The following is a 22,961-nucleotide window of genomic DNA, read 5'->3' on the forward strand; positions in this document are numbered from 1 at the left end:
CGCTAAGGCTGATTGATGACTGATACTTTGCCGCCCGAAGGCGACCGGATCGAACCGGTCGACATCCAGCAGGAGATGCAGCGCAGCTACATCGACTATGCGATGAGCGTGATCGTCGGGCGCGCGCTGCCCGAGGTGCGTGACGGCCTCAAGCCCGTGCACCGCCGCGTGCTCTACGCGATGTACGACTCGGGCTTCCGACCGGACCGCAGCCACGCGAAATCCGCACGCTCCGTTGCCGAGACGATGGGTAACTATCACCCGCACGGCGACGCGTCGATCTACGACACCCTGGTCCGGATGGCCCAGCCGTGGTCGCTGCGGTACCCGCTCGTCGACGGCCAGGGCAACTTCGGCTCACCGGGCAACGATCCACCGGCCGCGATGCGCTACACCGAGGCGCGGCTTACCCCGCTCGCGATGGAGATGCTGCGTGAAATCGACGAGGAGACAGTCGATTTCATCCCGAACTACGACGGTCGGGTGCAGGAGCCGACCGTGTTGCCGAGCCGGTTCCCCAACCTGCTGGCCAACGGCTCGGGCGGCATCGCCGTCGGCATGGCCACCAACATGCCACCGCACAACCTGCGCGAGCTGGCCGAAGCCGTGTACTGGTGCCTGGATAACCACGACGCCGACGAAGAGGCCACGCTGGCCGCGGTCACCGAACGCGTCAAGGGCCCCGACTTCCCGACGCATGGCTTGATCGTCGGCTCTCAAGGCATCCACGACATGTACACGACCGGCCGCGGGTCGGTGCGCATGCGCGGCGTCGTGGAGATCGAAGAGGACAACCGCGGCCGCACCGGCATTGTCATCACCGAGTTGCCGTATCAGGTCAACCACGACAACTTCATCACCTCGATCGCCGAACAGGTCCGCGACGGCAAGCTGGGCGGCATCGCCAACATCGAGGACCAGTCCAGCGACCGTGTCGGGCTGCGAATCGTGGTGGAGCTCAAGCGCGATGCGGTCGCCAAAGTGGTGCTGAACAACCTCTACAAACACACCCAGCTGCAGACCAGCTTCGGCGCAAACATGCTCTCGATCGTCGACGGCGTGCCCCGCACCCTGCGCCTCGACCAGCTGATCCGGCACTACGTCGACCATCAACTCGACGTCATCGTGCGGCGCACCCGCTACCGGTTGCGCAAGGCCAACGAGCGGGCCCACATCCTGCGCGGCCTGGTCAAGGCGCTCGATGCGCTCGATGAGGTGATCGCGTTGATCCGGGCGTCGGAGACCGTCGACGTCGCGCGGCAGGGCTTGATCGAGTTGCTCGACATCGACGACATCCAGGCCCAGGCGATTCTCGACATGCAGCTGCGCCGGCTGGCCGCGCTGGAACGTCAGCGCATCGTCGACGACCTGGCGAAGATCGAAGCCGAGATCGCCGACCTCGAGGACATCCTGGCCAAGCCGGAGCGGCAGCGGGCGATCGTCCGCGACGAGCTCAAGGAGATCGCCGACAAGTACGGCGACGACCGTCGCACCCGCATCGTTGCCGCGGACGGCGAGGTCGCCGACGAGGACCTGATCGCCCGTGAGGACGTCGTCGTCACGATCACCGAGACCGGCTACGCCAAGCGGACCAAGACCGACCTGTACCGCAGCCAGAAGCGCGGCGGTAAGGGCGTGCAGGGCGCCGGACTCAAGCAGGACGACATCGTCAACCACTTCTTCGTCTGCTCCACTCACGACTGGATCCTGTTCTTCACCACTCAGGGCAGGGTCTACCGAGCGAAGGCCTACGACCTGCCCGAGGCGTCGCGCACCGCGCGCGGCCAGCACGTCGCGAACCTGCTGGCGTTCCAGCCCGAGGAGCGGATCGCGCAGGTGATCCAGATCAAGAGCTACGAAGACGCGCCCTATCTTGTGCTGGCCACGCGCAAAGGCCTGGTGAAGAAGTCCAGGCTGGTCGACTTCGACTCCAACCGGTCCGGCGGCATCGTGGCGGTCAACCTCCGCGACGGCGACGAACTGGTCGGCGCGGTGTTGTGCTCGGCCGACGACGACCTGCTGTTGGTGTCGGCCAAGGGCCAGTCGATCCGGTTCTCCGCCACCGACGAGGCACTGCGGCCGATGGGTCGCGCGACCTCCGGTGTGCAGGGCATGCGGTTCAACACCGACGACGAGCTGTTGTCGCTGAACGTCGTGCGGGAGAACACGTATCTACTGGTCGCGACGTCGGGCGGGTACGCCAAGCGCACGGCGATCGAGGAGTACAGCCCGCAGGGCCGCGGCGGCAAAGGCATCCTGACGATTCAGTACGACAAACGCCGTGGCAGTCTTGTGGGTGCGTTGATCGTCGATGACGACACAGAGTTGTACGCGATCACATCAGGTGGAGGTGTCATCCGGACGGCGGCTCGCCAGGTTCGCAAGGCCGGGCGGCAAACCAAGGGCGTTCGGTTGATGAACCTGGGTGAGGGCACGACACTGATAGCCATCGCGCGCAACGCGGAGGAAGGCGACAGCACCGACGAGGTCAACACCGACCCCGGTGCGTGAGCAGTGACGGGACCAGTGAGGAGCCGTAGGTGAGCTCACCCAACGAGCCGGGACGCCCACACGCGGGCGAAAGTCCAGGGGGCGCCAACGGCTCCGCGGCCAACAACGACGCTCTCGGTGCGGCCCGGCCCGATGTCTCCGACCGCGGAGACGTCCCGCCGTGGCAGCGCGGGCCCGCGGCGCGGGCGGCGCAACCCGGGGCCCGGCCGCCGGAGCCGCCGAGGCGGGGTCCGGGTCCGGCGCCGCGTGGCGACGGTCCCGGCGATGACGGTCATCCGCCGGAGCGGCCGGCCGACGACGTCCGGGGAAATCCGAACAACTCCCCCGGCCCCAGTCCCCGGCTGAACCGCTTCGTGTCGGGTGCTTCGGCGCCAACTGAGGAGGTGCCGCCGCGCGGCGACCGGCCTGAGGCGCCCCGGCCTGAGGCTTACGCCAGCGAACTCCCAGACCTGTCCGGGCCGATGCCGCGTCCGCCGCAGCAGCGTAAGCCTGCCGAGCGGTCGAGCGCAGAACCTGCCGCCCGCCCGGCTTCCGGGGCCCGCGTCCAGGTCGGCACCCGGCACAAGGGCCCGGTGCGGGCCAGCATGCAGATCCGCCGGATCGACCCGTGGAGCACGCTGAAGGTCTCCGCGGTGCTGTCCGTCGCGCTGTTCTTCGTGTGGATGATCGCGGTTGCGTTCCTCTACCTCGTGCTCGGCGGCATGGGCGTGTGGAGCAAGCTCAACAGCAACGTCGGTGACCTGCTCACCAGCGCCGGCGGCGGTTCCGGCGGCGAGCTGGTGTCCAGCGGCACCATCTTCGGCGGCGCGACCTTGATCGGCTTGGTCAACATCGTGCTGCTGACGGCCATGGCGACCATCGGTGCGTTCGTCTACAACCTGACGACGGACTTGGTCGGCGGGGTCGAAGTCACGCTCGCCGACCGGGACTGAAGGCGCGCTCCGCGGTTTGGGCGCGGGCCTACGATTGCGGTAATCTCGTCGCTCGGCCGTAGCGGCGCTACGGGGCTATAGCTCAGGCGGTTAGAGCGCTTCGCTGATAACGAAGAGGTCGGAGGTTCGAGTCCTCCTAGCCCCACGGAAAGGTGCACACCATGAGGCGGGTGCTGTTGATCGCGACCGCGATTGCCGCAGCAGCCGCCGTCGCCCTCTGGCGGTCCCGCCACGGCGTCGAGGTGTGGCATGCGGCGCCCGACGCGCCGTCGGCGGACCAGGGGCCTTAGCTCAGTTGGTAGAGCGCTACCTTTGCAAGGTAGATGTCAGGAGTTCGATTCTCCTAGGCTCCACTTCGATTCTCGTGCGGCCGGCCCGGCAGTCTCACGGCCGCGGCGCCACCTCCACGCTCGGCGGCAGGGGCGAGGGCTCCGGCTGCGTCGACCGCCGCACGATCGAGAACGCGACCGCTCCCCCGGCCACCGCCGCGACGCCGACGCCGATCAACACCAGCCTGCGCCTGCGCAGCTTGCTCTTCGCGGTGCGCGCCGGCGACGCGCCGAGCAGCGCCTGCGACACGATCTCCTGCGCGGTGGCCAGATCCTCGCTCAGCTGAGCCTTGAGCCGGCCGCGGCGGTAGCGTTCGCCCACCCATTCCGCCGAGGACTGCGCACCGGTGATTCCCAGCCCCAGCGCGCCGCGTGTGACGTCGACCGGGCCGACCGCCGTGTACTTCAGGCCGCGGCTCAACCGCTCGCCTGGGGTCAACCGGACGTCCGTCTTCGAGCTCATGGCGCACCTCTTTCCGCGGCGTGGATGGGTCGACAACAGCCTGCCATCTACCGCAAGGCAGCGGTGCCCGTTGGGCGGTTAAGGCGGCGTGGCACACTGACATCCCGTGACGAGCCCCATTCAGACAGCGACCGCGACCCTGCACACCAACCGCGGCGACATCAAGATCGCACTCTTCGGAAACCACGCGCCCAAGACCGTCGCCAACTTCGTCGGACTGGCGCAGGGAACCAAGGACTACAGCGGCGAGAATGCATCGGGCAGCACAGCGGGCCCTTTCTACGACGGCGTCGTGTTCCACCGTGTCATCGAGGGCTTCATGATCCAGGGCGGTGACCCGACGGGCACCGGCCGCGGCGGGCCGGGCTACGAGTTCGCCGACGAGTTCCACCCCGAGCTGCAGTTCGACCGGCCCTACCTGCTCGCGATGGCCAACCGCGGCCCCGGCACCAACGGCTCGCAGTTCTTCATCACCGTCGGCAAAACGCCGCACCTGAACCGCAAGCACACCATCTTCGGTGAGGTTGTCGACGCGGAGTCCCAGAAGGTCGTCGACGCGATCGCATCCACTGCGACCGACCGCAACGACCGGCCCACCGATCCGGTGGTCGTCGACTCGATCACCATCGCCTGACCGAAGCGGTCAGGAGCCGGCGCCGGCGTAGCCCGCGTCGGTCAACACGTCGAGTACCTGCAGCGGGTCGGTGCCCAGATCCCATCGGGTGAACACGAGCAGCCGGTCATCGATGGTGTCGATTTCAAGTAGCCGGACTTTGCGGGCCAACCGGCGGAACTCGGTGATCCGGATCAGCTTGATGGTGGTGCGCGGCAAAATCTCGGTGCCGAACAGACCGCGGGTCACCAGGCCGGCGTCTTCGATTGCCAGCTTTGGTCGGGCGCGCCATGAAAGGATCGCAAACACGATCAATCCCACCCCGGCAACGCCCGCCAGAATGCGGCCCGGAGGGTCTGTGATCAGGGTCACAGCGGGAATGGTGAGGATGACGCCGGCTATACCGCATGCGGCAATGCCCGCTGCGGGCGGACTCCACTGAGTTTGCTGCATCCGTTGTGCACACCCTTTCACCGCCCCTTACGCGGTTATCCACAAGTGCTATCCCCAATGGGGATGAATCACATCGGTGTGATCCGATTACTCGGAGGTTGCTGGGAGGATAACGATCAGCGACCAGAATGAATTCATGTCGTCGGATCGACGGTTCAGCGCCACCGCATCGTGAGCAACAGCCCGGTAATCATGAAGGCAAACGCAATCGCGTAGTTCCACGGGCCCAGTTCGGCAAGGAACGGGATCGCCGACGACGCCAACTGGAAAACCAGAAGCCAGATCAGACCGATCAGCATCAAGCCGACGAACAACACCACGAACCAGGTACTGGACGGACCCGCCTTGACCTTGACGGGCGTCCGGCTCACCGGGCTGCTGGTGAAGTCGTTCTTCTTGCGGACCTTGGACTTGGGCATGGGTACCTTCGGGACAACTGGTGCGACGATGTAGATACGAGCCTAACGTAGGCCCGCCACAGCAGAGTCAGGGAAGCCGGGTGGCAGCGGATGCAGCGGTCAGTGCGCAGTCACGGGACGCGAGGGTCCACGCAGCGCGCAGGCCTGTGGCGGTACGGCGTGCCGGTGATCTGCCTGCTTGCGGGTCTTCTGCTGGCGACCACCCACGGCGTCTCCGGCGGTGACGACATCCGGCGCAGCGACGCCCCGCGGCTGGTCGACCTCGTCCGAGAGACCCAGCAGTCGGTGGACCGGCTCAGCGCCGAACGTGACTCCCTCGCGACCGCGATGGACACCCGCCACGGGGGCAGCCCCCGCGCCGACGCGGCCCTGACCGCCATCACCGCCCGCGCTGACCGGTTGGCGGCCGTCGCCGGTCTGGAGCCCCTGCGCGGGCCCGGCCTGGTGGTCACTCTCAACGACGCCCAACGCGACGCCGAGGGTCGGTTCCCCCGCGACGCCTCGCCCGACGACCTGGTGGTGCACCAGCAGGACATCGACGCCGTGCTCAATGCGCTGTGGAGCGCCGGCGCCGAGGGCATCCAGATGCAGGACCAGCGGATCATCGGCACGTCGGCGCCACGGTGCGTCGGTAACACCCTGCTGCTCAACGGCCGCACGTACAGCCCGCCCTACGTGATCACCGCGATCGGCGATGCGGCTGCCATGCAGGCGGCGTTGGCGGCCGCTCCCCTGGTCAACCTCTATCGCCAGTACGTGGTGCGCTTCGGGCTGGGTTACTCCGAGGAACCCCGCGCCGAGGTCGAACTCGTCGGGCACACCGAACCGGTCCGGATGAAGTTCGCCAAGCCGGCGGGGCCGATCGGATGGTGACTTCGGTCTGTTCGTCGCGCCAACCGCGACCAGGTACACCGAAAATCGCAACCAGTAACCTGGGCTGATGCAGGTCCTGGTCGTCGACAATTACGACAGCTTCGTGTTCAACCTGGTTCAGTACCTGGGTCAGCTCGGGGTGCATGCACAGGTCTGGCGCAACGACGACGACCGCCTGGCCACCGACACCGACATCGCGAAGGCCGCCGACGAGTTCGACGGGGTGTTGCTCAGCCCCGGCCCGGGGACCCCGGAGCGGGCCGGCGCGTCCATCGCCCTCGTCAAGGCGTGCGCGGCGGCCGAAACGCCGCTGCTGGGCGTGTGCCTGGGCCACCAGGCGATCGGCGTGGCCTTCGGCGGCACGGTGGACCGCGCCCCCGAGCTGCTGCATGGCAAGACCAGCGTCGTCCATCACACCAATACCGGTGTGCTGCAGGGGCTTCCGGATCCCTTCACCGCGACCAGGTACCACTCGCTGACCATCCTGCCCGACACGGTGCCCACCGAATTGGAGGTGATCGCTCGCACGGAAGGCGGCGTCATCATGGGCGTGCGGCACGCCGCCTTGCCGATCCACGGTGTGCAATTCCATCCCGAGTCGATTCTCACCGAGGGCGGGCACCGCATGCTGGCCAACTGGCTCGGCTACTGCGGCGCCGCGCCCGCCGAGTCGCTGGTGCGCAGGCTGGAGGATGAGGTCTCGAGCACCGTCCAGCGCGCGACCGCTACGACGCGAAACTCAGCGTGATCGTCGCGCCGAAGTCCACACTGGCGCCCGGTGCCGGGCTCTGAGTGACCACCGCGTTGGCCCGCTGGCCGCTGTTCGGCACGTCGGCGCCCTTGTCCAAGGAACCCGTCCACCCCAGCGCGCGCAGCCGCGGTTCGGCGTCCACCCAGAACATCCCGCGCACGTCGGGCATCAGGAACTGATTGCACGCCGACTGCTGCAACTGGACCGGCGCGTCCACCGGGGAGTCCTGTCCGGCGGGGGGCAGCGTGCCGATGACCTGTCCGCACGGTTCGGGGCTGTCGACCTGGACCGGCACCACATTGGTGAACCCCGCTGCGGTCAGGATCTGCCGCGCGGATGCCTCTGACTGGTTGGCGACGTTGGGCACGGTGCGGCTTTCGGGCCCCGAGCCCACGACGATGGTGATCTCGTTGGTGATCGCCGAGGTCTGGTTCGCCGGCGGATTCGTGCCGAGCACCCGGTTCTTCAGCTCCGGCGTCGACGGCGACGACGTCGGCTTGAACTTCTCGAAACCCGCCTCGGTCAGCTTCTGCGCCGCCTCGTCGTAGGTCAGGTTCTTGACGTCGGGTATCTCCCGCTGCTCCGGACCGGTGGAGACGTTGATGGTGATCTCCTCGCCGGCCTCGACCGATGTGTCGGCGCTGGGATCGGTGCTGATGACGTGGTCGGGCGGCACCGTCGAGTCGGGCCGCTGTTGGGTGCGTGTCTTGAATCCACGGTTCTGCAGTTCGGCGATCGCGTCCGCCGACGGCTGGCCGCTCACGTCGGGCACCTCGACGGCACGGGTGTCCCCGCCGAACATGTTGATCGCGACCGTCACCACCACGGTGAGCACGGCCAGCACCGCGACGGCGGCCAGCCACCGCCCGACCGAGCCGCGACGCTCCCGTTCGGCGTACTCGCGCGGCTGCGGCATCGGCGCCGGCTCGATCGGCTCGGTCCGCTCATGGTTGGGCGGCGTCGACAGCATCGAGTTGCGGTCGGCGTCGGTGAACACCTTCGGCGCGTCCGGTTGCTCGCCGCTGTGCACCCGGACCAGATCGGCCCGCATCTCCGCGGCGGTCTGATACCGGTTGTCAGGGTTTTTCGCCAACGACTTGAGCACCACGGCGTCCAGTTCCGGGGTGATGTCATTGTGCCGTTGCGACGGCGGAACAGGATCCTCGCGGACATGTTGGTAAGCCACCGCGACGGGGGAGTCACCGATGAAAGGTGGCTCCCCGGTGAGGATTTCGTAAAGCACACAGCCCAGCGAGTAGACGTCGGAACGGGCATCGACCTTTTCGCCGCGGGCCTGCTCCGGCGACAGGTACTGGGCGGTGCCGATCACCGCCGCGGTCTGCGTGACGCTGTTGGCGTCGGCGAGCGCGCGGGCGATACCGAAGTCCATCACCTTCACCGCGCCGGCCTTGCTGATCATGATGTTGGCCGGCTTGACGTCGCGGTGGATGATCCCGTGCTGGTGGCTGAAGTTCAACGCCTGGCAGGCGTCGGCGATCACCTCGATGGCCCGCCGCGGCTCCATCGGGCCGTCACTGTGCACGATGTCGCGCAGCGTCACCCCGTCGACGTACTCCATCACGATGTAGGGCAGCGGACCGCTCGGCGTCTCGGCCTCGCCGGTGTCGTAGACCGCAACGATCGCGGGGTGGTTCAATGCGGCCGCGTTCTGCGCTTCGCGGCGGAAGCGCAGATAGAAGCTCGGGTCCCGGGCGAGATCGGCCCGCAGCACCTTGATCGCGACGTCGCGGTGCAGACGCATGTCGCGTGCGAGATGAACTTCGGACATGCCGCCGAAGCCGAGGATCTCGCCGAGCTCATAGCGGTCGGACAGATGTTGCGGGGTCGTCATTGCGTTGTCTGTTCTGGAGCCGAAAGTCGCAGTTCCAGCTCCTGTGCCGGGGTCGACGGCGGCACCAGCGGCGGTGCCGGTGACGCAGTCGCTTGCGGTGTGATTACCCCTGATTCTCCCTCACCATCAACTTCGCCCCCGCGCCCGGTCCTATCCGGTAGCGCCGCCGGCGACTCGTAAGGGGTGGTCTCGGTGATGGTGTTGGTGATCGTCGGTGGCGGCGTCTGCTTGTCCTGGCGGTCCTGGGCATTGAGCACGATCAGGATCGCAATGATGATCGCCAGCGCCCCCAACACCCCCGCGGCCCACAGCAGCGCGCGCTGGCCCGACGAGAAGGTGCGCCGCGGCGGCGGCGGGCGGTGGCTGCCGGTCGCCGGGCGTGGGCGCGCGACGGTGGCCGGGGCGCGACCGGTCATGTCGGCGGCGGCGCGGGCCTGCGTGGCCGATGGCACGGCGGTGGGCGCGGCCCGACCGATCGACGGCGCGGCGTTCGGTCGCGGCGGGCGCCGTCCGGACCGCACCGCGGCGACCGCGTCCGCGAACGCCCCGCCGGAGCGATACCGCATACCGGGGTTCTTGACCAGGGTGATTTCGATCAGTTCGCGCACATTGGGCGGCAGATCGGCGGGCAGCGGCGGCGGGGTCTCCTTGATGTGCTTCATCGCCACCGTCAGCGCGCCGTCGCCGGTGAACGGGCGCTTGCCCGAAACCGATTCGTAGCCAACGACTCCCAGCGCGTACACGTCGCTGGCGGCGGTGGCGTCGTGGCCCAGCGCCTGCTCGGGTGCGATGTACTGCGCGGTGCCCATCACCATGCCGGTCTGCGTCACCGGTGCGGCGTCGACGGCCTTGGCGATGCCGAAGTCGGTGAGCTTGACCTGACCCGTCGGCGTGATGAGGATGTTGCCCGGCTTCACGTCGCGGTGCACCAGGCCAGCGGTGTGGGCGACCTGCAGAGCGCGTCCCGTCTGCTCGAGCATGTCGAGCGCATGGCGCAGGGAGAGCCGACCGGTCCGTTTGAGCACCGAGTTCAGCGGTTCGCCGTTGACCAGTTCCATCACCAGGTAGGCGGTGCGGCCCTCGCCGTCCATGTCGGTCTCGCCGTAGTCGTACACGCTGGCGATGCCGGGGTGGTTCAGCATCGCGACGGTGCGGGCCTCGGCGCGGAACCGCTCGACGAACTCGGGGTCGGTGGAGTACTCGGCCTTGAGCACCTTCACCGCGACCCGCCGGCCCAGCCGGGAGTCCACGGCTTCCCACACCTGGCCCATGCCGCCGGTGGCGATCAACCGCTGCAGCCGGTAGCGGCCGGACAGGGTGACTCCGACGCGAGGACTCATGAGCCCTCCCGCAGGGCGGCGGCTATCGTGGCCCGGCCGATCGGCGCAGCGAGCGCCCCACCCGTTGCGGACAGCCGGTTACCGCCGTTCTCGACCAGCACCGCGACCGCCACTTTGGGGGCCTGAGCCGGGGCGAAGGCGATGTACCAGGCATGCGGAGGGGTGTTGCGCGGGTCGGTGCCGTGCTCCGCTGTCCCGGTCTTGGATGCGATCTGCACGCCGGCGATGGCTCCCTTCTGCTGCGTCACCTGCTCGGCGGCGACCATCAAGTCCGTAAGTGTATCGGCGACCTGCTGCGACACCGCCCGGCGCTCTTCCTGCGGGGCCGTCGTCGCGATGTTCGAGAGGTCGGGTCCCTTCAGGCTATCCACGAGATACGGCTTCATCGCCACCCCGCCGTTGGCGATGGTCGCGGCGATCTGAGCGTTCTGCAGCGGAGTGAGCGCGACGTCTTTCTGGCCGATACTCGACATACCCAACGCGGCGGCGTCCTCGATGGGGCCGACGCGCGACTCGACCACCTGAAGCGGAATCATCGGCGCGGACCCGTCGACACCGAACCCACGGGCCGTCGACCGCAGGGCATCAGCGCCAGTGTCGATGCCCAACTGGACGAACGCCGTGTTGCACGATCTGGCGAAAGCCTCCCGAAGCGATGCGGTCGGGCCATCGCCGCAGGACGCGCCGCCGAAGTTCTCCAACGTTGCGGTGCTGTCGGGCAACGGGATTCGCGGTTCGGCGGTGAGCTGGGTGTCTACCGTCGCGCCCCGTTGCAGCGCCGCCGCGGTGGTGATCACCTTGAAGGTCGACCCCGGCGGGTACGTCTCGGAGATCGCCCGGTTCAGCAGCGGCGAGTCCGGGTCGTCGCGCAGCCGCTGCCAGGCCTCCGTCTGGGCGGCCATGTTGTGGGTGGCCAGCAGGTTCGGGTCGTAGGACGGGCTCGAGACCATCGCCCGGATCTTGCCCGTCGTGGGCTCGATGGCCACCACCGAACCCTTGCACGGGCCGCCGTCGCAGCCGTCCTCCATCGCCTCCCAGGCGGCCCGCTGGACCTGCGGATTGATCGTGGTGTTGACGTTGCCGCCGCGCGGATCGCGGCCGGTGAAGAAGTCTGCGAGCCGCCGGCCGAACAACCGTTCGTCGGACCCGTTGAGAATGGAGTCCTCGGCGCGCTCCAGGCCGCTGCTCGAGTACTGCAGCGAGTAGAAGCCCGTCACCGGCGCGTACGCCAGGGGATTGGGGTACACCCGAAGGAACCGGAACCGACCGTTGGTCGACACGGAGTAGGCCAGCAATTGACCGCCCGCGGAGATCTGACCGCGTTGGCGGGAGTACTCGTCGAGCAGCACGCGCTGGTTGCGCGGATCGGAGCGCAACCCGTCGGCGGTGAACACCTGCGTCAGCGTGGCGTTGGCAAGCAGCAGCACGATCAGGGCCATGACCGTGACGGCGATGCGGCGCAGCGAGGTGTTCATACCTTCTCGATCACCTCGGTGCCGGCCGCCGCGATCGGCGTCGGTGTCTGAGGCGCGGAGACGATGGGGCGACGCGCCGCATGCGAGATCCGCACCAGGATGGCGAGCAGCATGTAGTTCGCCAGCAGCGAAGACCCCCCGTAGGACATCCACGGGGTGGTCAGCCCGGTCAGCGGAATGAGGTTGGTGACACCACCGACGACGATGAACAACTGCAGCGCCAGCGTCGAAGCCAGGCCCGCGGCGAGCAACTTCCCGAAGCTGTCACGCACGGCGATCGCAGTGCGCAGCCCACGGATGATAACGATCGTGTAGAGCATCAGCACCGCGGCCAGGCCCACCAGGCCCAGTTCCTCGCCGACGGCCGCGATGATGAAATCGGTTGATGCGGCGGGCACGGTGGCGGGTTGACCATTGCCCAGACCGGTGCCGAAGATCCCTCCGGTCGCAAAACTGAACAGCGACTGCACCATCTGGTAACCCGCGCCGTCGGGGTCTGCGAAGGGGTCCAGCCACGTCTGCACGCGGACCTCGACGTGATCGAAAAGGTGATATGCGGCAACGCTTCCCGCCGCGAACAGGGCCAGACCGATGACGACCCAACTGAGCCGGTCGGTGGCCGCGTAGACCAGCACCAGAAACGACGCGTACAGCAGCAGCGAGGTACCGAGGTCCTTCTCGAAGATCATCACCCCGACCGAGGCGATCCACGCGGCGAGAAGTGGCGCGAGGTCGCGGGGCCGGGGGAGATCCATCCCGAGAACGTGCTTGCCGGCGCTGGTGAAGACATTACGCTTGGACACCAGCACCGCCGCGAAGAAGATCAGCAGCAGGATTTTCGAGAACTCGGCGGGCTGAATCGAGAAGCCGGGGAACTGAATCCAGATCTTGGCACCGTTCTGCTCGGACATCGAGCGGGGCAGCACGGCGGGAATGGCCAACAGGACCAGACCGGTCAGCCCGCACAGGTAGCCGTAGCGGGACAGCAGTCGGTGATCGCGCAGGAAGATCACGATCAGCGAGAACCCGATGACGCCGAGCAGGGTCCACAGCATCTGCTGGTTGGCGGTGCCGCCCAAGCCGTCCTGCCTTAGCTCACCGGATCCGAGGTCGAGGCGGTGAATCATCACCAGTCCCAACCCGTTCAGCAGCGCGACCACCGGCAGCAGGAGCGGATCGGCGTACGGCGCGAAACGTCGCACCGCGAGGTGCGCACCGCTGAACAACGCCAGATACGCAACGGCGTACTGCGCGAGATCCCAGTGCAGGCCCTTCTCCCGGTTCGCCTCGACGAGCAGCAGCGCGAGAGTGGTGATGAGCGCCGCGAAGCCGAGCAGGAGCAGTTCGGCGTTGCGCCGGTTCGGAAGTGGCGGCGTGACGGCGATGGCGGCTTGCGGCTGGGTGGTCATGCCACTTCCCGGCAGTTCGTTCCCGGTTCGGGTGGCGGCGGGGGCAACGCGGTGACAGTCGGCGCCGGCGGCGGCTTGGGCGACGACGCGGGCGGCGACGGTTCGCCCGGCTGTGGCGGTGCACCGGGCGACGGTTGCGGCGACTCCGGTTGCGGAGACGGCGAGCGCGGTTCCGGCGGTGGCTGCGGCTGCGTTACTGTCCGCGGCGTCTCGGGCGCCGGGCTGCCGGTTTCACCGCGGGTCGGCGGATTGTTCGGCACGCCAGGCGAATTCGTCGGTACCGGGCTGTGCGGCGCCTCACTGGTGCGAGGCGGTGGCGGTGGCGGCGCGCAGATCGGAAGCAGCGAATCGCTTGCCAGCTGGTTGATCTGGCTGATGGCCTGATCTTCCGAGCCCGTCGGCAGTCCCGCGATGACCTGCCGTTGTTCGGACTGCTTCAGATCGCTGACCCGAAAGATCTGGCAGTCGCGCGGCTGCTGCCCGGGACTGATGAGGTTGAGACCGTTGCGTTCGGTCAAGCAGCCTTGTCGGTACGGTTCCTGCAACGAATAGCCGAGTATCGATCCGGGCACACCCCGCATGATCGACACGGTGCCGTTGTGGGCGGCGACGTAGAAGTTGTTGCGGATGATCTCCCGGCCGACGGCCAACCCGGCCAATACCGCCAGCACCAGCAGAACGGCGGCGATGAACATTCGCCGCCGCGACTTGGGCGGCCGCGGCGGTTCCTCCGGTTCCGGTAGAACGCGTTTGGCTTCGTTGCGGCGCGGATTGAACGCCGACGCGCGACCAGCTGCGGTATTGGGCGGGGGCTGGTCGTCGTCGCCGGACACCGCACCGGCCAGGATCGGCTGGGTCTGCCCGTAGTCGTAGTCGACGACGTCGGCGACGACGACGGTGACGTTGTCCGGCCCGCCGCCGCGCAGTGCCAATTCGATGAGCCGGTCGGCGCTTTCGGCCACATCGGAAATCTGCAGTGCCTCGAGGATGGTGTCGTGGCTGACCGGATCGGAGAGCCCGTCGGAGCACAGCAGGTAACGGTCGCCGGCGCGCGCCTCACGCATGATCAGCGTGGGCTCCACCTCGTGGCCGGTCAGCGCGCGCATGATCAGCGACCGCTGCGGATGGCTGTGCGCCTCTTCCGCGGTGATTCGGCCTTCGTCGACGAGCGTCTGGACGAACGTATCGTCCTTGGTGATCTGGGTCAGCTCCCCGTCGCGCAGCAGATAGCCCCGGGAGTCGCCGATGTGTACCAAGCCAAGTCGGTTGCCCGCGAACAGAATTGCGGTCAACGTGGTGCCCATGCCCTCGAGCTCGGGGTCGGCCTCGACATGCGCGGCAATCGCCGAGTTGCCTTCGCGGACCGCGGCGTCGAGCTTGGACAACAGGTCGCCGCCGGGCTCGTCGTCATCGAGGTGGGCCAGGGCGGCGATCACCAGCTGGGAGGCGACCTCGCCCGCGGCGTGGCCGCCCATACCGTCGGCAAGCGCGAGCAGTCGCGCACCGGCGTAGACGGAGTCTTCGTTGTTCGCCCGGACCAGGCCGCGGTCGCTGCGCGCGGCATAGCGAAGCACCAGTGTCACGGGCGCAGCTCGATTACCGTCTTGCCGATCCGAACCGGCGTGCCCATCGGAACCCGTACCGCCGTCGTCACCTTCGCCCTGTCGAGGTATGTGCCGTTGGTCGATCCTAGGTCCTCGACGTACCACTCCGAACCTCGAGGCGAGAGCCGGGCGTGCCGCGTCGAGGCGTAATCGTCGGTGAGTACGAGAGTCGAATCGTCGGCGCGGCCGATCAACACCGGCTGGCTGCCCAGCGTTATCCGGGTTCCTGCCAGCGCCCCCTCGGTGACGACAAGGTGCCGCGCAACGTTACGACGGCCGCGGTTGGGCAGCAGCGAGGCCCGAAGCGGCAGCCCACGGCGCACCATGACGGCGCCGGTGGGCGCGTAGAGGTCTGTGCGCAGAATTCTGAGCACCGACCAGATGAACAGCCATAGCAGCAACAGGAATCCGACGCGCGTCAGTTGCAGTACCAACCCCTGCATCTGACGTCCTCTCCGTCCCCGTCCCGTTCTAGTCGCGTCGGCACCACGCAGCCAGCCTCGGCACCGTCACGATACTTGGACGGTCACCGACATGAGCGGGAAGCGACGAGCTTCGCGCTCCGGCCGCGCGCGGCCGCGGTGCTCAGTGCACGCGGACGATGATCTCGGAGTGGCCCAGCCGGATCACGTCGCCGTCCGCGAGCTGCCACTCCTGCACCGGCGCGTTGTTCACGGTGGTGCCGTTCGTGGAGTTCAGATCGGACAGCAGCGCGACCTGACCGTCCCAGCGGATCTCCAGATGGCGCCGGGACACCCCGGTGTCGGGCAGCCGGAACTGGGCATCCTGGCCGCGGCCGATCACGTTCGTGCCCTCGCGCAGCTGGTAGGTCCGGCCGCTGCCGTCGTCGAGCTGCAGCGTGACGGTGGCGCCGCCGGCGGCGTAGTCGCCCGGGCCGTACCCGGCGCCGTAGCCACCCTGCTGGCCGTAGTCGTAGCCGCCCGCGGGCTCGGCGTATCCGGGCTCGGCGTAACCGGCGGCGGGTGCGTCACCGTAGCGGCCGTAGTCCGGCGGGGCGCCGTAACCTTGATCTTGGCGACCGTACGGCTGAGCGCCGTAGCCACCCTGGTCGGGATAGCCACCCTGGTCGGGGTAGCCGCCCTGATCCGGGTAAGCGGGCCGCGGCTCGGGTCGGCCGTAACCGCCGTCTTCGTGACGGCCCGGCGCCGGCGGGCGACCATAGTCGTAGTCACCGGCGGGGGGACCGCCATAGCCGGGCTGCCCGCCCTGCGGGGGGCCGTAGCCCCCGGGTGCCTGGCGATAGCCCTGATCGGGGTAACCGCCCTGCGGCGGCGGGCCGTACCCGCCGGCGGGAGGCCGCTGTTCGTACGACGGCGGCGGATAGCCCTGGTCGGGATAGCCGCCCTGGTCCGGGTAGCCACCCTGCTGCTCTGGATAGCCACCCTGGTCGGGGTAGCCGCCCTGACGCGGCGGGTAGGGATCACCCTGAGGCGGATATCCGCCTTGGTCCGGTGGGGGATACTGACCGCGGTCGTCCGGACGGCCGTACCGCTCGTCGTAATAGTCGTCGGCTGGCCGCCCCGGCCCCTGGCCGCCGCGGTAGGTCGGGTTGTCGCTCATCGCTGCTACTCCTGATTCTGCGCTGGACGCACGTACTCGAGGTGGTGGGGCGGGTTCGCCAGTGGTCGAGTCGGGATTGACCGCTCCACGCGCGCGAAACTGTCCGGTGTGCAGGGTGGATGATTCTTCGAACCTGACGACAACATCACCATACGTTTGCCATCCCTGCTCACGGATGTATCCCTCCAAGTGCTTGGCAAAAGTCGCTGATGTGAGGTCTGGGTCGGCGCTCACCTTCTGATAGTCAGGCACACTGAGGGTAATGACGTAGTCGTTCGGGGCCAAAACCTGGCCGCCGAGCACTTCCCGTGCACCGGTGTCGGCTTCCCGGCGGAGCATCGTCTCGACTTCCTGCGGAACTATCGAACCGCCGAACACCCGGGCGAAGGCGTCACCGACCGTCGACTCGAGCTTGCGCTCGATGCGGTCGACTAGACCCATGTCACCGCCCGCCTCACTCGTCGTCGTTTCGTTCGTCCTGCTCATCGGCATGGATGCCCAGCGTGTCGCCTGGCCACAATGCTCATGTGCATGGTATCGGCCCAGCGCCGCGCTGCGGGACCAACAGAATTCTGAGAATCAGATCAACCCAGCTCAGAACGGATGAATCACGATCGGTCCAGCTGCATAACACGGGTCTGGGTGCCGCCGGTACGGTTGGGGAGCGGGGTGCCGAGCGTGATAGGCTCCCTCGGTCGTTGGGGCGAGTGGCGGAATGGCAGACGCGCTGGCTTCAGGTGCCAGTGTCCTTCGGGACGTGGGGGTTCAAGTCCCCCTTCGCCCACAAAACGAACTGCAAGGGCTAAAGGTCGCGAACTCATTGGGATCGCGACCTTTGTCTTTGGTGGGGTGGAAATGGGTCCCGGATCGTCGATGACGTGCTCATGCCCCGACGTCGTGGCCGGGTTCCGATCCGCCGTCGCAGGCGGTCACGACGAGTAGAGCGATAAGGGACAGCGCGATCCCGGCACCGTTCAGCAGAACCGCTTTGGGTTCTGCGCTCGAGTACCTCGACACCCAGCGGCATGCCTGAACCGCAGGTCCTGTCGCGACGGGTAGTTTTCACTGGATGCGGCACGCAATTCTTGCGCTTATTTCTGTAGTCGCGCTGCTCGCAACGGCGTGCACGTCGACCGTCGAGGGCGTGGCCGTCAAGGCCACCGGCGGACCGTCGGGGCCGGCGCTGGATTTCGATCGACTGGACTCGGGCCGGTTCCCGACGACACCCAGGCAACCGCTGGGCGTCGCCGGCGACCCGATGCTGGGCGCTGTGCTCGAGGGCCAGCGGCTGGCCGATTATGTCGTCGGGCCCTGGGAAGTCGATTCGGCGCTGAAGGAGGGCTTCGGCTTCGGCGCGGTGGTGTTGCCGCGCGCCGAGGCTCTCGCGCTGATCGGCCCGATGGAGCTCGCCGGGGCGGCAGCGCGGCACGACTTCGTCACCGGCTTCGCCACGGTGCGCACCGAGAAAAAGCGCCGGGTGTTGCTGAATGCGGTGCTGCGCTTCGCCGACGACGACGCTGCGGCAGCCGCGGCGACCGACCTTGGCGAGGCGGCAGCGCAGCAGCAAGGGGCCGACGGACCGGCGACGCTGGAAATCCCGGGCCACCCGGAGGCGCGGGCGACCAGTTACACCGCGAGTGATCGGACGATCGGCTCGTTCGGCGCGGTGCGCTCCTTCACCGCGCACGGCCCTTACGTCTTCATGCAGCAGGCGCAGGCGACCGCCGGCATCGACGCCGCGGCCAGGCTGGTCGCGAAAAGCATCGAACTCCAAGCGCCAGTGATCGACGAGTTCCGCGCCACGGACTTGAGCGAGCTCGCCGACATCTCGATCGATCCCACCGGCCTGCTGGCCCGCACGATCCCGCTCGACGGCCGGGACGTGACGTTCACCAAGAACACGACGTACGAACGCCGTGGCGCACTGCACTTCCAATCCGACCCAGTCCGCTCGGCGAAGCTGTTCTCCGACACGGGAGTAGACCTCGTCGCGATGGCAGGCGCAACCGTCTACCGGGCCGAGGACGCCGACGGCGCCGAGGGCGTCGTCGAGGAGTTCTTTGCCGAGGTGTCACCGACCGCTTCGCCCACCAACCCGGTGCCGAACATGCCGGGCAGCCGCTGCCTGAAGATGAGCGACGAAAGCTTCTACTGCCTGGCCACGGCCGACCGGTACGCGATCGAGACGAGCGCTCCGACCCTGCTGGCCACACAGCAGATGACTGCCGCGCAGTACATCATGTTGATGAGTAGCTGAACGGCATCCCCGTGACGGTGGCCTCGGCCGCGACCTGACAGTATTCGACCGTGGGCAAGAACGAGCGCGCGAAGATCGTCATGTCCGACGAGGAAATCGCCGAATTCATCGAACGCAGCCGCACCGCCACCATGGCGACCGTGCTGCCCGACGGGCGACCGCACCTGGTCGCGATGTGGTACGCCGTGCTCGACGGCGAGATCTGGTTCGAGACCAAGGCCAAGTCGCAGAAGGCGGTGAACCTGCGTCGCGATCCGACGGTGACCGTGATGATCGAGGACGGCCAGACCTACGACACCCTGCGCGGCGTCTCGATCGACGGGCGGGCCGAGATCGTCGACGACCCGGAAACCGCACTGCGCGTTGGCATCAGCGTGTGGGAGCGCTACACCGGACCGTACTCCGACGACATGCGCCCGTTCGTCGACCAGATGATGAACAACCGGATCTGTGTGCGGGTGGCGCCCATCCGGACCCGCAGTTGGGACCACCGCAAGCTCGGTATGCCTGCCATGCCGCTGGGCGGCAGCACGGCGCAGTACTTAGGTTGAGCACATGGACCCGAACAACAAGCCCAAGCAGCTGAACTCGCCAGTCGTCACCAAGATCATGAAGTACGCGGGCAAGGCGCACGTGTGGGCGTATCGCCGCTCCGGCGGAAAGATCGGCGCGAACTGGCGAGTGGGGGCCGGGTTCAAGAAGCCGGTACCGACCCTGCTGCTCGAACACATCGGCCGCAAATCCGGCAAGCGGTTGGTGTCCCCGCTGGTGTACATCCACGACGGCGATGACGTGATCGTTGTCGCGTCGCAAGGCGGCCGCGACACGGACCCGCAGTGGTACCGCAACCTGGTCGCCAACCCTGAGGCCCACATCGAGATCGGCTCGGAGCGCCGCCCGGTGCGCGCGGTGACCGCCACCCCCGAGCAGCGGGCCAGGCTGTGGCCGAAGCTGGTCGAGGCGTACGCCGATTTCGACACCTATCAGTCCTGGGCCGACCGCGAGATTCCGGTGATCATCTTGGCGCCGCGCTGACGCGATTGCGATCCATCTCACATCCGGGGCGCGTTCGTCTGCCCCCACACGCCGGGTAGTCAACGGACCAGGTGCAGCCCAGCGCCGACCGAATCCGTCAACGCTTGAGGGGCTATATCAATGACCACCACCGAAACCACACTGCTCACGCAGTTGCGCACGATTCTCGACCTCACCCACACCGAGATCCAGGTCGCCGAGACCCGGATCGCGCAGGCCAGGACCGAGGCGGTCCGCCGCGAGTTGACCGAGAACGCCGAGAACGGCCGCATCCGAGCCGAGGCAATCGAGAAGGCGATCCGCGACCTCGGCGGCTTCCCGGACACGATCGGCCCGTTCCTGGGCCGCGCCGCCGCGGCCGTGAAGGCACTGACCGAGCAGGCGCAGCCGTTCGACGAGGCGCTGCTGGGCGATCTGGCGCTGGAGGATCAGCTGCTGGATCGCGCCCGCTACATCAAGGCGCTCGCCGTCGCGGCGAAGAAGCCGGATATTCAGGACCTGGCCGACCGTCTGATCACCGCGCACTCGGCGACGGTGAACTGGCTGACCACCGTGCTGGCCGAGGACGCGCTCGGTGGTCCGGCAGCGCTGCAGCGCACCCCGCTGCAGGCCGCCGCGGGTACCGCGGTGAAGATCGTCAACCTGCCGGGGCAGTGGTCGGCGCAGTCGGTCGAACGCATCGCCGAGCTGGTGCGCTCAGCGGGCCCGGCCGTCGACGACCTGCGCCAGCGTGCGCAGCGCGCCAGTGAGATCACGCTCAAGGCGCTCGGCGCCTCGCGTGACGGCGCACTGAAGCGAGCCGAGGAGGTCGTCCGCCGCGAGGGCGCCAATGAGGCGGCCGACGCGCTGCACAAGGCGCGCGCGGAAGGCGGTGTCGTCGACGCCGAGGAGCTCCCGATCGCCGGGTACGAGGACCTCAACCTCAACGATGCGGTGGCAGCGGTCAAGGACCTCGAGGATCCGAGCGACATCCGCACGATCATCGCCTACGAGGAGATGCACAAGAACCGGCAGCGGCTGGTGTCGGCGGCGCAGACCCGCCTGGCCGACATCGCTCAGGAGGTCGTCGGCCTGACCTGATCCATGGCTGGCACGGAAACACCCCGCGAAAACTTCGCGGGGTGTTTTCATGTGCCGCTGAGGTTTCGGCGCTTCGCGTCGCCGACTTCTGCAACAGGGTTGTCGATCGTGAAGGATCGCGACCCTTCGGCAGAATTCGGCGGGCGTTACGAGCGGGCGCAGACGCGAGGCGACGGCAGCACGGGCTGGCGGCGCTAGCGATTCGCCAGCCAGCGCCTGACGTCCTCCGACACCGGATCGACGACGTCAGCGAACTCCTCGTGCTTGTCGAGGTAGGAGGCCACCATCTTGCAGACCGGCACGATGCGCAGACCGGCGTCGCGGGTGCTTTGCAGCGCCTCGCCGATCAGGATCGTGGCCAGACCGCGGCCCTCGAACTCGCCGTCCACCTCGGTGTGGGTGAAGACGCGCTGTCCGTTGCGGTCGGCGAACTCGGCCAGCCCGACGCGCTTGCCGTCCACGGAGATGGTGTATCGGTCGGATTCGGCGGTGACTTCGGTGGGCGCACCGGTCTTGTCGGTCGTCATGGTTCTTCTATACCCCCGGGTTGGGTCTCGGACGCAATGTCACGTTGGGCAGGGGAGGAGCGGGTAGGCGCGCGACCGCGCCGTGATATCCCTGTACCGCGCCGAACCGGTCATCGCCTTCCTCCCACTGCGTGCGGTACGTCGCGATCTCGTCATGGTTGCGGCCGACGAAGTTCCACCACATCACCAGCTCTTCGGGAAACGGTGGACCGCCGAGCAGCAGCAGTCGGGCCGAACCTTCTCCATCGTTCGTCACGCTCAACCGATCGTTTCCGGCCGCCTGGAACGCAAGATCTGCCACATTGAGCGCCGTACCGGCGACCGAGACCTCGCCGTGGTCGAGCAGCACGCCGTGTTCGAAGGCCGGGTCCACCTCTAGCGTCAGTTCCGCGCCGGGCTCGAGGTCGACCTGGGCGCCTAGCAGCGGCGTGAACGTGTGCACGGGGGAGCGCTCGCCGGCGAGCTCGCCGAGGAAGACCCGCAACGTGGCACCGCCGAGCATGCGGGGCGTCGGCACGAAGTGCGCGAAATCGCGTGCGGTGTCGCGCGCAACGTCGGGCAGCGCCACCCACAACTGCACGCCGTGCAGGATCGATGTGGCGCTCGTCGACACCTCTGAGTGGCAGATGCCGGCGCCGGCCGTCATCAAGTTGAGTTCACCGGGCCGCACCATCGCGTGCACGCCCGCGCTGTCGCGATGCTCGACCTCCCCGCTGAACAGCCAGCTGACTGTCTGCAGTCCGGTGTGTGGGTGGGGCGGAACATCCATCCCTCCGCCGCTGCGCGCGTCATGCGGGCCGTAGTGGTCGACGAAGCACCACGCCCCGATCAGCGACCGCTCCCGCTGGGGCAGCGTCCGTCGCACCCTGATGGCCCGCGGCCCACCCAACGGCACTTCTCGCGGATGCAGGACGCCGGCGAACGGCGATGCCGCGCAGGCGACTTCGGCCGGCGCAGGCTCGGTATTGCTCACCTGGACACAGTAGGCCTCAACCCGAGCCGGTCATCGCCGAACGGATCACCTCCAAGTCATCGTCGTCGATTCTGAACACGCCGAACCGAAACTTGTATCCCCACCGGGTCTTGTCCTCGATGAACCTCAGCTTCTCGATGAGCGGGCGGATCGGCGTTTCGGCGCACTCGAGGAAATCGACGTTGCGCCGCCACCGCTCGACATCGGGCGACACCCGGTCCTGGTAGGGCTCGTCGTCGGCGATCTGGCCGATTGCGGTGAACGCCTGCAGTGGCGGACCGTCGGGATACACCGTGCGCGGGGAATAGAAGACGATCCAGTCCCCTCGCGCCATCTTGCGCAACATGTTCGGCTTGCCGTGGTTTGCCTGAGTGAAGCGGCCGCGGACGCCGAGTTCGACGTGGTCGCGGCTCACTGTGTTTATCCAGTTCGTCATGTCCGCACGCTAAGCGCGGCGGCCGACAGTTCAGGCGTGCCGAGCGCA

The 22,961-nt window shown here is 67.7% G+C and carries 23 protein-coding genes and 3 tRNA genes; 13 read left to right on the forward strand and 13 right to left on the reverse strand.

Features of this window, described 5'->3' with window-relative positions; genetic code table 11:
- Positions 1 to 15: 15 nt before the first annotated feature.
- From gyrA to G6N18_RS16105, 5 genes are all read left to right on the forward strand, one after another.
- Entirely contained in the window at positions 16 to 2,511 is a 2,496-nt protein-coding gene (gene gyrA / locus G6N18_RS16090) for a DNA gyrase subunit A (RefSeq protein WP_083000103.1), read from the forward strand.
- 29 nt (positions 2,512 to 2,540) lie between these two features.
- Positions 2,541 to 3,443 carry a DUF3566 domain-containing protein gene (locus G6N18_RS16095; protein ID WP_083000104.1) on the forward strand — a complete coding sequence of 301 codons (903 nt, stop codon included), beginning with the start codon at positions 2,541 to 2,543 and terminating at the stop codon, positions 3,441 to 3,443.
- Between the two features lie 71 nt (positions 3,444 to 3,514).
- A tRNA-Ile gene (locus G6N18_RS16100) sits at positions 3,515 to 3,588 on the forward strand.
- A 16-nt stretch (positions 3,589 to 3,604) separates the two neighbouring features.
- The gene (locus tag G6N18_RS24740; protein WP_264007176.1) at positions 3,605 to 3,733 is read left to right on the forward strand and encodes a hypothetical protein; all 129 of its coding nucleotides are present in this window, start codon (positions 3,605 to 3,607) and stop codon (positions 3,731 to 3,733) included.
- Positions 3,724 to 3,796, forward strand: a tRNA-Ala gene (locus G6N18_RS16105). The genes G6N18_RS24740 and G6N18_RS16105 overlap by 10 nt, the downstream gene beginning before the upstream one ends.
- 31 nt (positions 3,797 to 3,827) lie before the next feature.
- On the opposite strand, the gene cwsA is transcribed toward G6N18_RS16105, so the two are convergent.
- Positions 3,828 to 4,235, reverse strand: a complete 408-nt coding sequence (cwsA, locus tag G6N18_RS16110; RefSeq protein WP_083000105.1) for a cell wall synthesis protein CwsA — start codon at positions 4,233 to 4,235, stop codon at positions 3,828 to 3,830.
- 106 nt (positions 4,236 to 4,341) lie between these two features.
- Here cwsA and G6N18_RS16115 point away from each other — a divergent pair, with 106 nt between their 5' ends.
- Complete coding sequence (locus tag G6N18_RS16115) at positions 4,342 to 4,869, forward strand: peptidylprolyl isomerase (RefSeq protein ID WP_083000106.1); 528 nt, start codon at positions 4,342 to 4,344, stop codon at positions 4,867 to 4,869.
- Between the two features lie 9 nt (positions 4,870 to 4,878).
- Here the strand turns inward: G6N18_RS16115 and G6N18_RS16120 are convergent, their stop codons facing one another.
- Complete coding sequence (locus tag G6N18_RS16120; RefSeq protein WP_083000107.1) at positions 4,879 to 5,301, reverse strand: PH domain-containing protein; 423 nt, start codon at positions 5,299 to 5,301, stop codon at positions 4,879 to 4,881.
- A 155-nt stretch (positions 5,302 to 5,456) separates the two neighbouring features.
- Positions 5,457 to 5,720 (reverse strand): cell division protein CrgA, encoded by a 264-nt coding sequence (gene crgA, locus G6N18_RS16125; protein WP_067225281.1) that lies wholly within the window; start codon positions 5,718 to 5,720, stop codon positions 5,457 to 5,459.
- Between the two features lie 102 nt (positions 5,721 to 5,822).
- Here crgA and G6N18_RS16130 point away from each other — a divergent pair, with 102 nt between their 5' ends.
- Both G6N18_RS16130 and G6N18_RS16135 read left to right on the forward strand, forming a co-directional pair.
- Positions 5,823 to 6,593, forward strand: coding sequence for a DUF881 domain-containing protein (locus G6N18_RS16130; protein ID WP_234806090.1), 771 nt, complete (start codon positions 5,823 to 5,825; stop codon positions 6,591 to 6,593).
- A 67-nt stretch (positions 6,594 to 6,660) separates the two neighbouring features.
- Positions 6,661 to 7,341: an aminodeoxychorismate/anthranilate synthase component II gene (locus G6N18_RS16135; RefSeq protein WP_083000109.1), complete on the forward strand. Its 681-nt coding sequence runs from the start codon at positions 6,661 to 6,663 to the stop codon at positions 7,339 to 7,341.
- Here G6N18_RS16135 and pknB read toward each other — a convergent pair.
- The 7 genes from pknB to G6N18_RS16170 form a co-directional block, all read right to left on the reverse strand.
- Positions 7,319 to 9,196, reverse strand: a complete 1,878-nt coding sequence (pknB, locus tag G6N18_RS16140) for a Stk1 family PASTA domain-containing Ser/Thr kinase (protein ID WP_083000110.1) — start codon at positions 9,194 to 9,196, stop codon at positions 7,319 to 7,321. The genes G6N18_RS16135 and pknB overlap by 23 nt on opposite strands.
- Positions 9,193 to 10,536 carry a protein kinase domain-containing protein gene (locus G6N18_RS16145; RefSeq protein ID WP_067225285.1) on the reverse strand — a complete coding sequence of 448 codons (1,344 nt, stop codon included), beginning with the start codon at positions 10,534 to 10,536 and terminating at the stop codon, positions 9,193 to 9,195. The genes pknB and G6N18_RS16145 overlap by 4 nt, the downstream gene beginning before the upstream one ends.
- Positions 10,533 to 12,011: a D,D-transpeptidase PbpA gene (gene pbpA, locus G6N18_RS16150; RefSeq protein WP_083000111.1), complete on the reverse strand. Its 1,479-nt coding sequence runs from the start codon at positions 12,009 to 12,011 to the stop codon at positions 10,533 to 10,535. Before pbpA ends, G6N18_RS16145 begins: the two co-directional genes overlap by 4 nt.
- The gene (locus tag G6N18_RS16155; RefSeq protein ID WP_083000112.1) at positions 12,008 to 13,420 is read right to left on the reverse strand and encodes a peptidoglycan glycosyltransferase RodA; all 1,413 of its coding nucleotides are present in this window, start codon (positions 13,418 to 13,420) and stop codon (positions 12,008 to 12,010) included. Before G6N18_RS16155 ends, pbpA begins: the two co-directional genes overlap by 4 nt.
- Positions 13,417 to 15,003 (reverse strand): PP2C family protein-serine/threonine phosphatase, encoded by a 1,587-nt coding sequence (locus tag G6N18_RS16160; protein ID WP_083000113.1) that lies wholly within the window; start codon positions 15,001 to 15,003, stop codon positions 13,417 to 13,419. The genes G6N18_RS16155 and G6N18_RS16160 overlap by 4 nt, the downstream gene beginning before the upstream one ends.
- Positions 15,000 to 15,467: an FHA domain-containing protein FhaB/FipA gene (locus G6N18_RS16165; RefSeq protein ID WP_059100541.1), complete on the reverse strand. Its 468-nt coding sequence runs from the start codon at positions 15,465 to 15,467 to the stop codon at positions 15,000 to 15,002. Before G6N18_RS16165 ends, G6N18_RS16160 begins: the two co-directional genes overlap by 4 nt.
- Before the next feature lie 142 nt (positions 15,468 to 15,609).
- Positions 15,610 to 17,046 carry an FHA domain-containing protein gene (locus tag G6N18_RS16170; protein ID WP_083000256.1) on the reverse strand — a complete coding sequence of 479 codons (1,437 nt, stop codon included), beginning with the start codon at positions 17,044 to 17,046 and terminating at the stop codon, positions 15,610 to 15,612.
- 260 nt (positions 17,047 to 17,306) lie between these two features.
- Here G6N18_RS16170 and G6N18_RS16175 point away from each other — a divergent pair.
- The 5 genes from G6N18_RS16175 to G6N18_RS16195 all read left to right on the forward strand — a co-directional run bounded on the left by G6N18_RS16175 (position 17,307) and on the right by G6N18_RS16195 (position 20,977).
- Positions 17,307 to 17,389, forward strand: a tRNA-Leu gene (locus G6N18_RS16175).
- Between the two features lie 285 nt (positions 17,390 to 17,674).
- Positions 17,675 to 18,862 (forward strand): DUF7373 family lipoprotein, encoded by a 1,188-nt coding sequence (locus G6N18_RS16180; protein WP_083000114.1) that lies wholly within the window; start codon positions 17,675 to 17,677, stop codon positions 18,860 to 18,862.
- Positions 18,863 to 18,912: 50 nt separating this feature from the next.
- Positions 18,913 to 19,413, forward strand: coding sequence for a pyridoxamine 5'-phosphate oxidase family protein (locus tag G6N18_RS16185; protein ID WP_083000115.1), 501 nt, complete (start codon positions 18,913 to 18,915; stop codon positions 19,411 to 19,413).
- A gap of 4 nt (positions 19,414 to 19,417) precedes the next feature.
- Positions 19,418 to 19,897, forward strand: a complete 480-nt coding sequence (locus G6N18_RS16190) for a nitroreductase family deazaflavin-dependent oxidoreductase (protein WP_067225300.1) — start codon at positions 19,418 to 19,420, stop codon at positions 19,895 to 19,897.
- Positions 19,898 to 20,017: 120 nt separating this feature from the next.
- Positions 20,018 to 20,977, forward strand: coding sequence for a hypothetical protein (locus tag G6N18_RS16195; protein WP_067225301.1), 960 nt, complete (start codon positions 20,018 to 20,020; stop codon positions 20,975 to 20,977).
- A gap of 194 nt (positions 20,978 to 21,171) precedes the next feature.
- Here G6N18_RS16195 and G6N18_RS16200 read toward each other — a convergent pair whose 3' ends face one another.
- The 3 genes from G6N18_RS16200 to G6N18_RS16210 are packed head-to-tail and all read right to left on the reverse strand — an operon-like array spanning position 21,172 to position 22,913.
- Positions 21,172 to 21,504 (reverse strand): GNAT family N-acetyltransferase, encoded by a 333-nt coding sequence (locus tag G6N18_RS16200; protein ID WP_067225302.1) that lies wholly within the window; start codon positions 21,502 to 21,504, stop codon positions 21,172 to 21,174.
- A 7-nt stretch (positions 21,505 to 21,511) separates the two neighbouring features.
- Entirely contained in the window at positions 21,512 to 22,477 is a 966-nt protein-coding gene (locus G6N18_RS16205; protein WP_067225303.1) for a pirin family protein, read from the reverse strand.
- A gap of 16 nt (positions 22,478 to 22,493) precedes the next feature.
- Positions 22,494 to 22,913, reverse strand: coding sequence for an EVE domain-containing protein (locus tag G6N18_RS16210; protein ID WP_067225304.1), 420 nt, complete (start codon positions 22,911 to 22,913; stop codon positions 22,494 to 22,496).
- Positions 22,914 to 22,961: the final 48 nt, after the last annotated feature.

It is taken from the genome of Mycolicibacterium celeriflavum (assembly GCF_010731795.1).
GTDB lineage: Bacteria > Actinomycetota > Actinomycetes > Mycobacteriales > Mycobacteriaceae > Mycobacterium > Mycobacterium celeriflavum.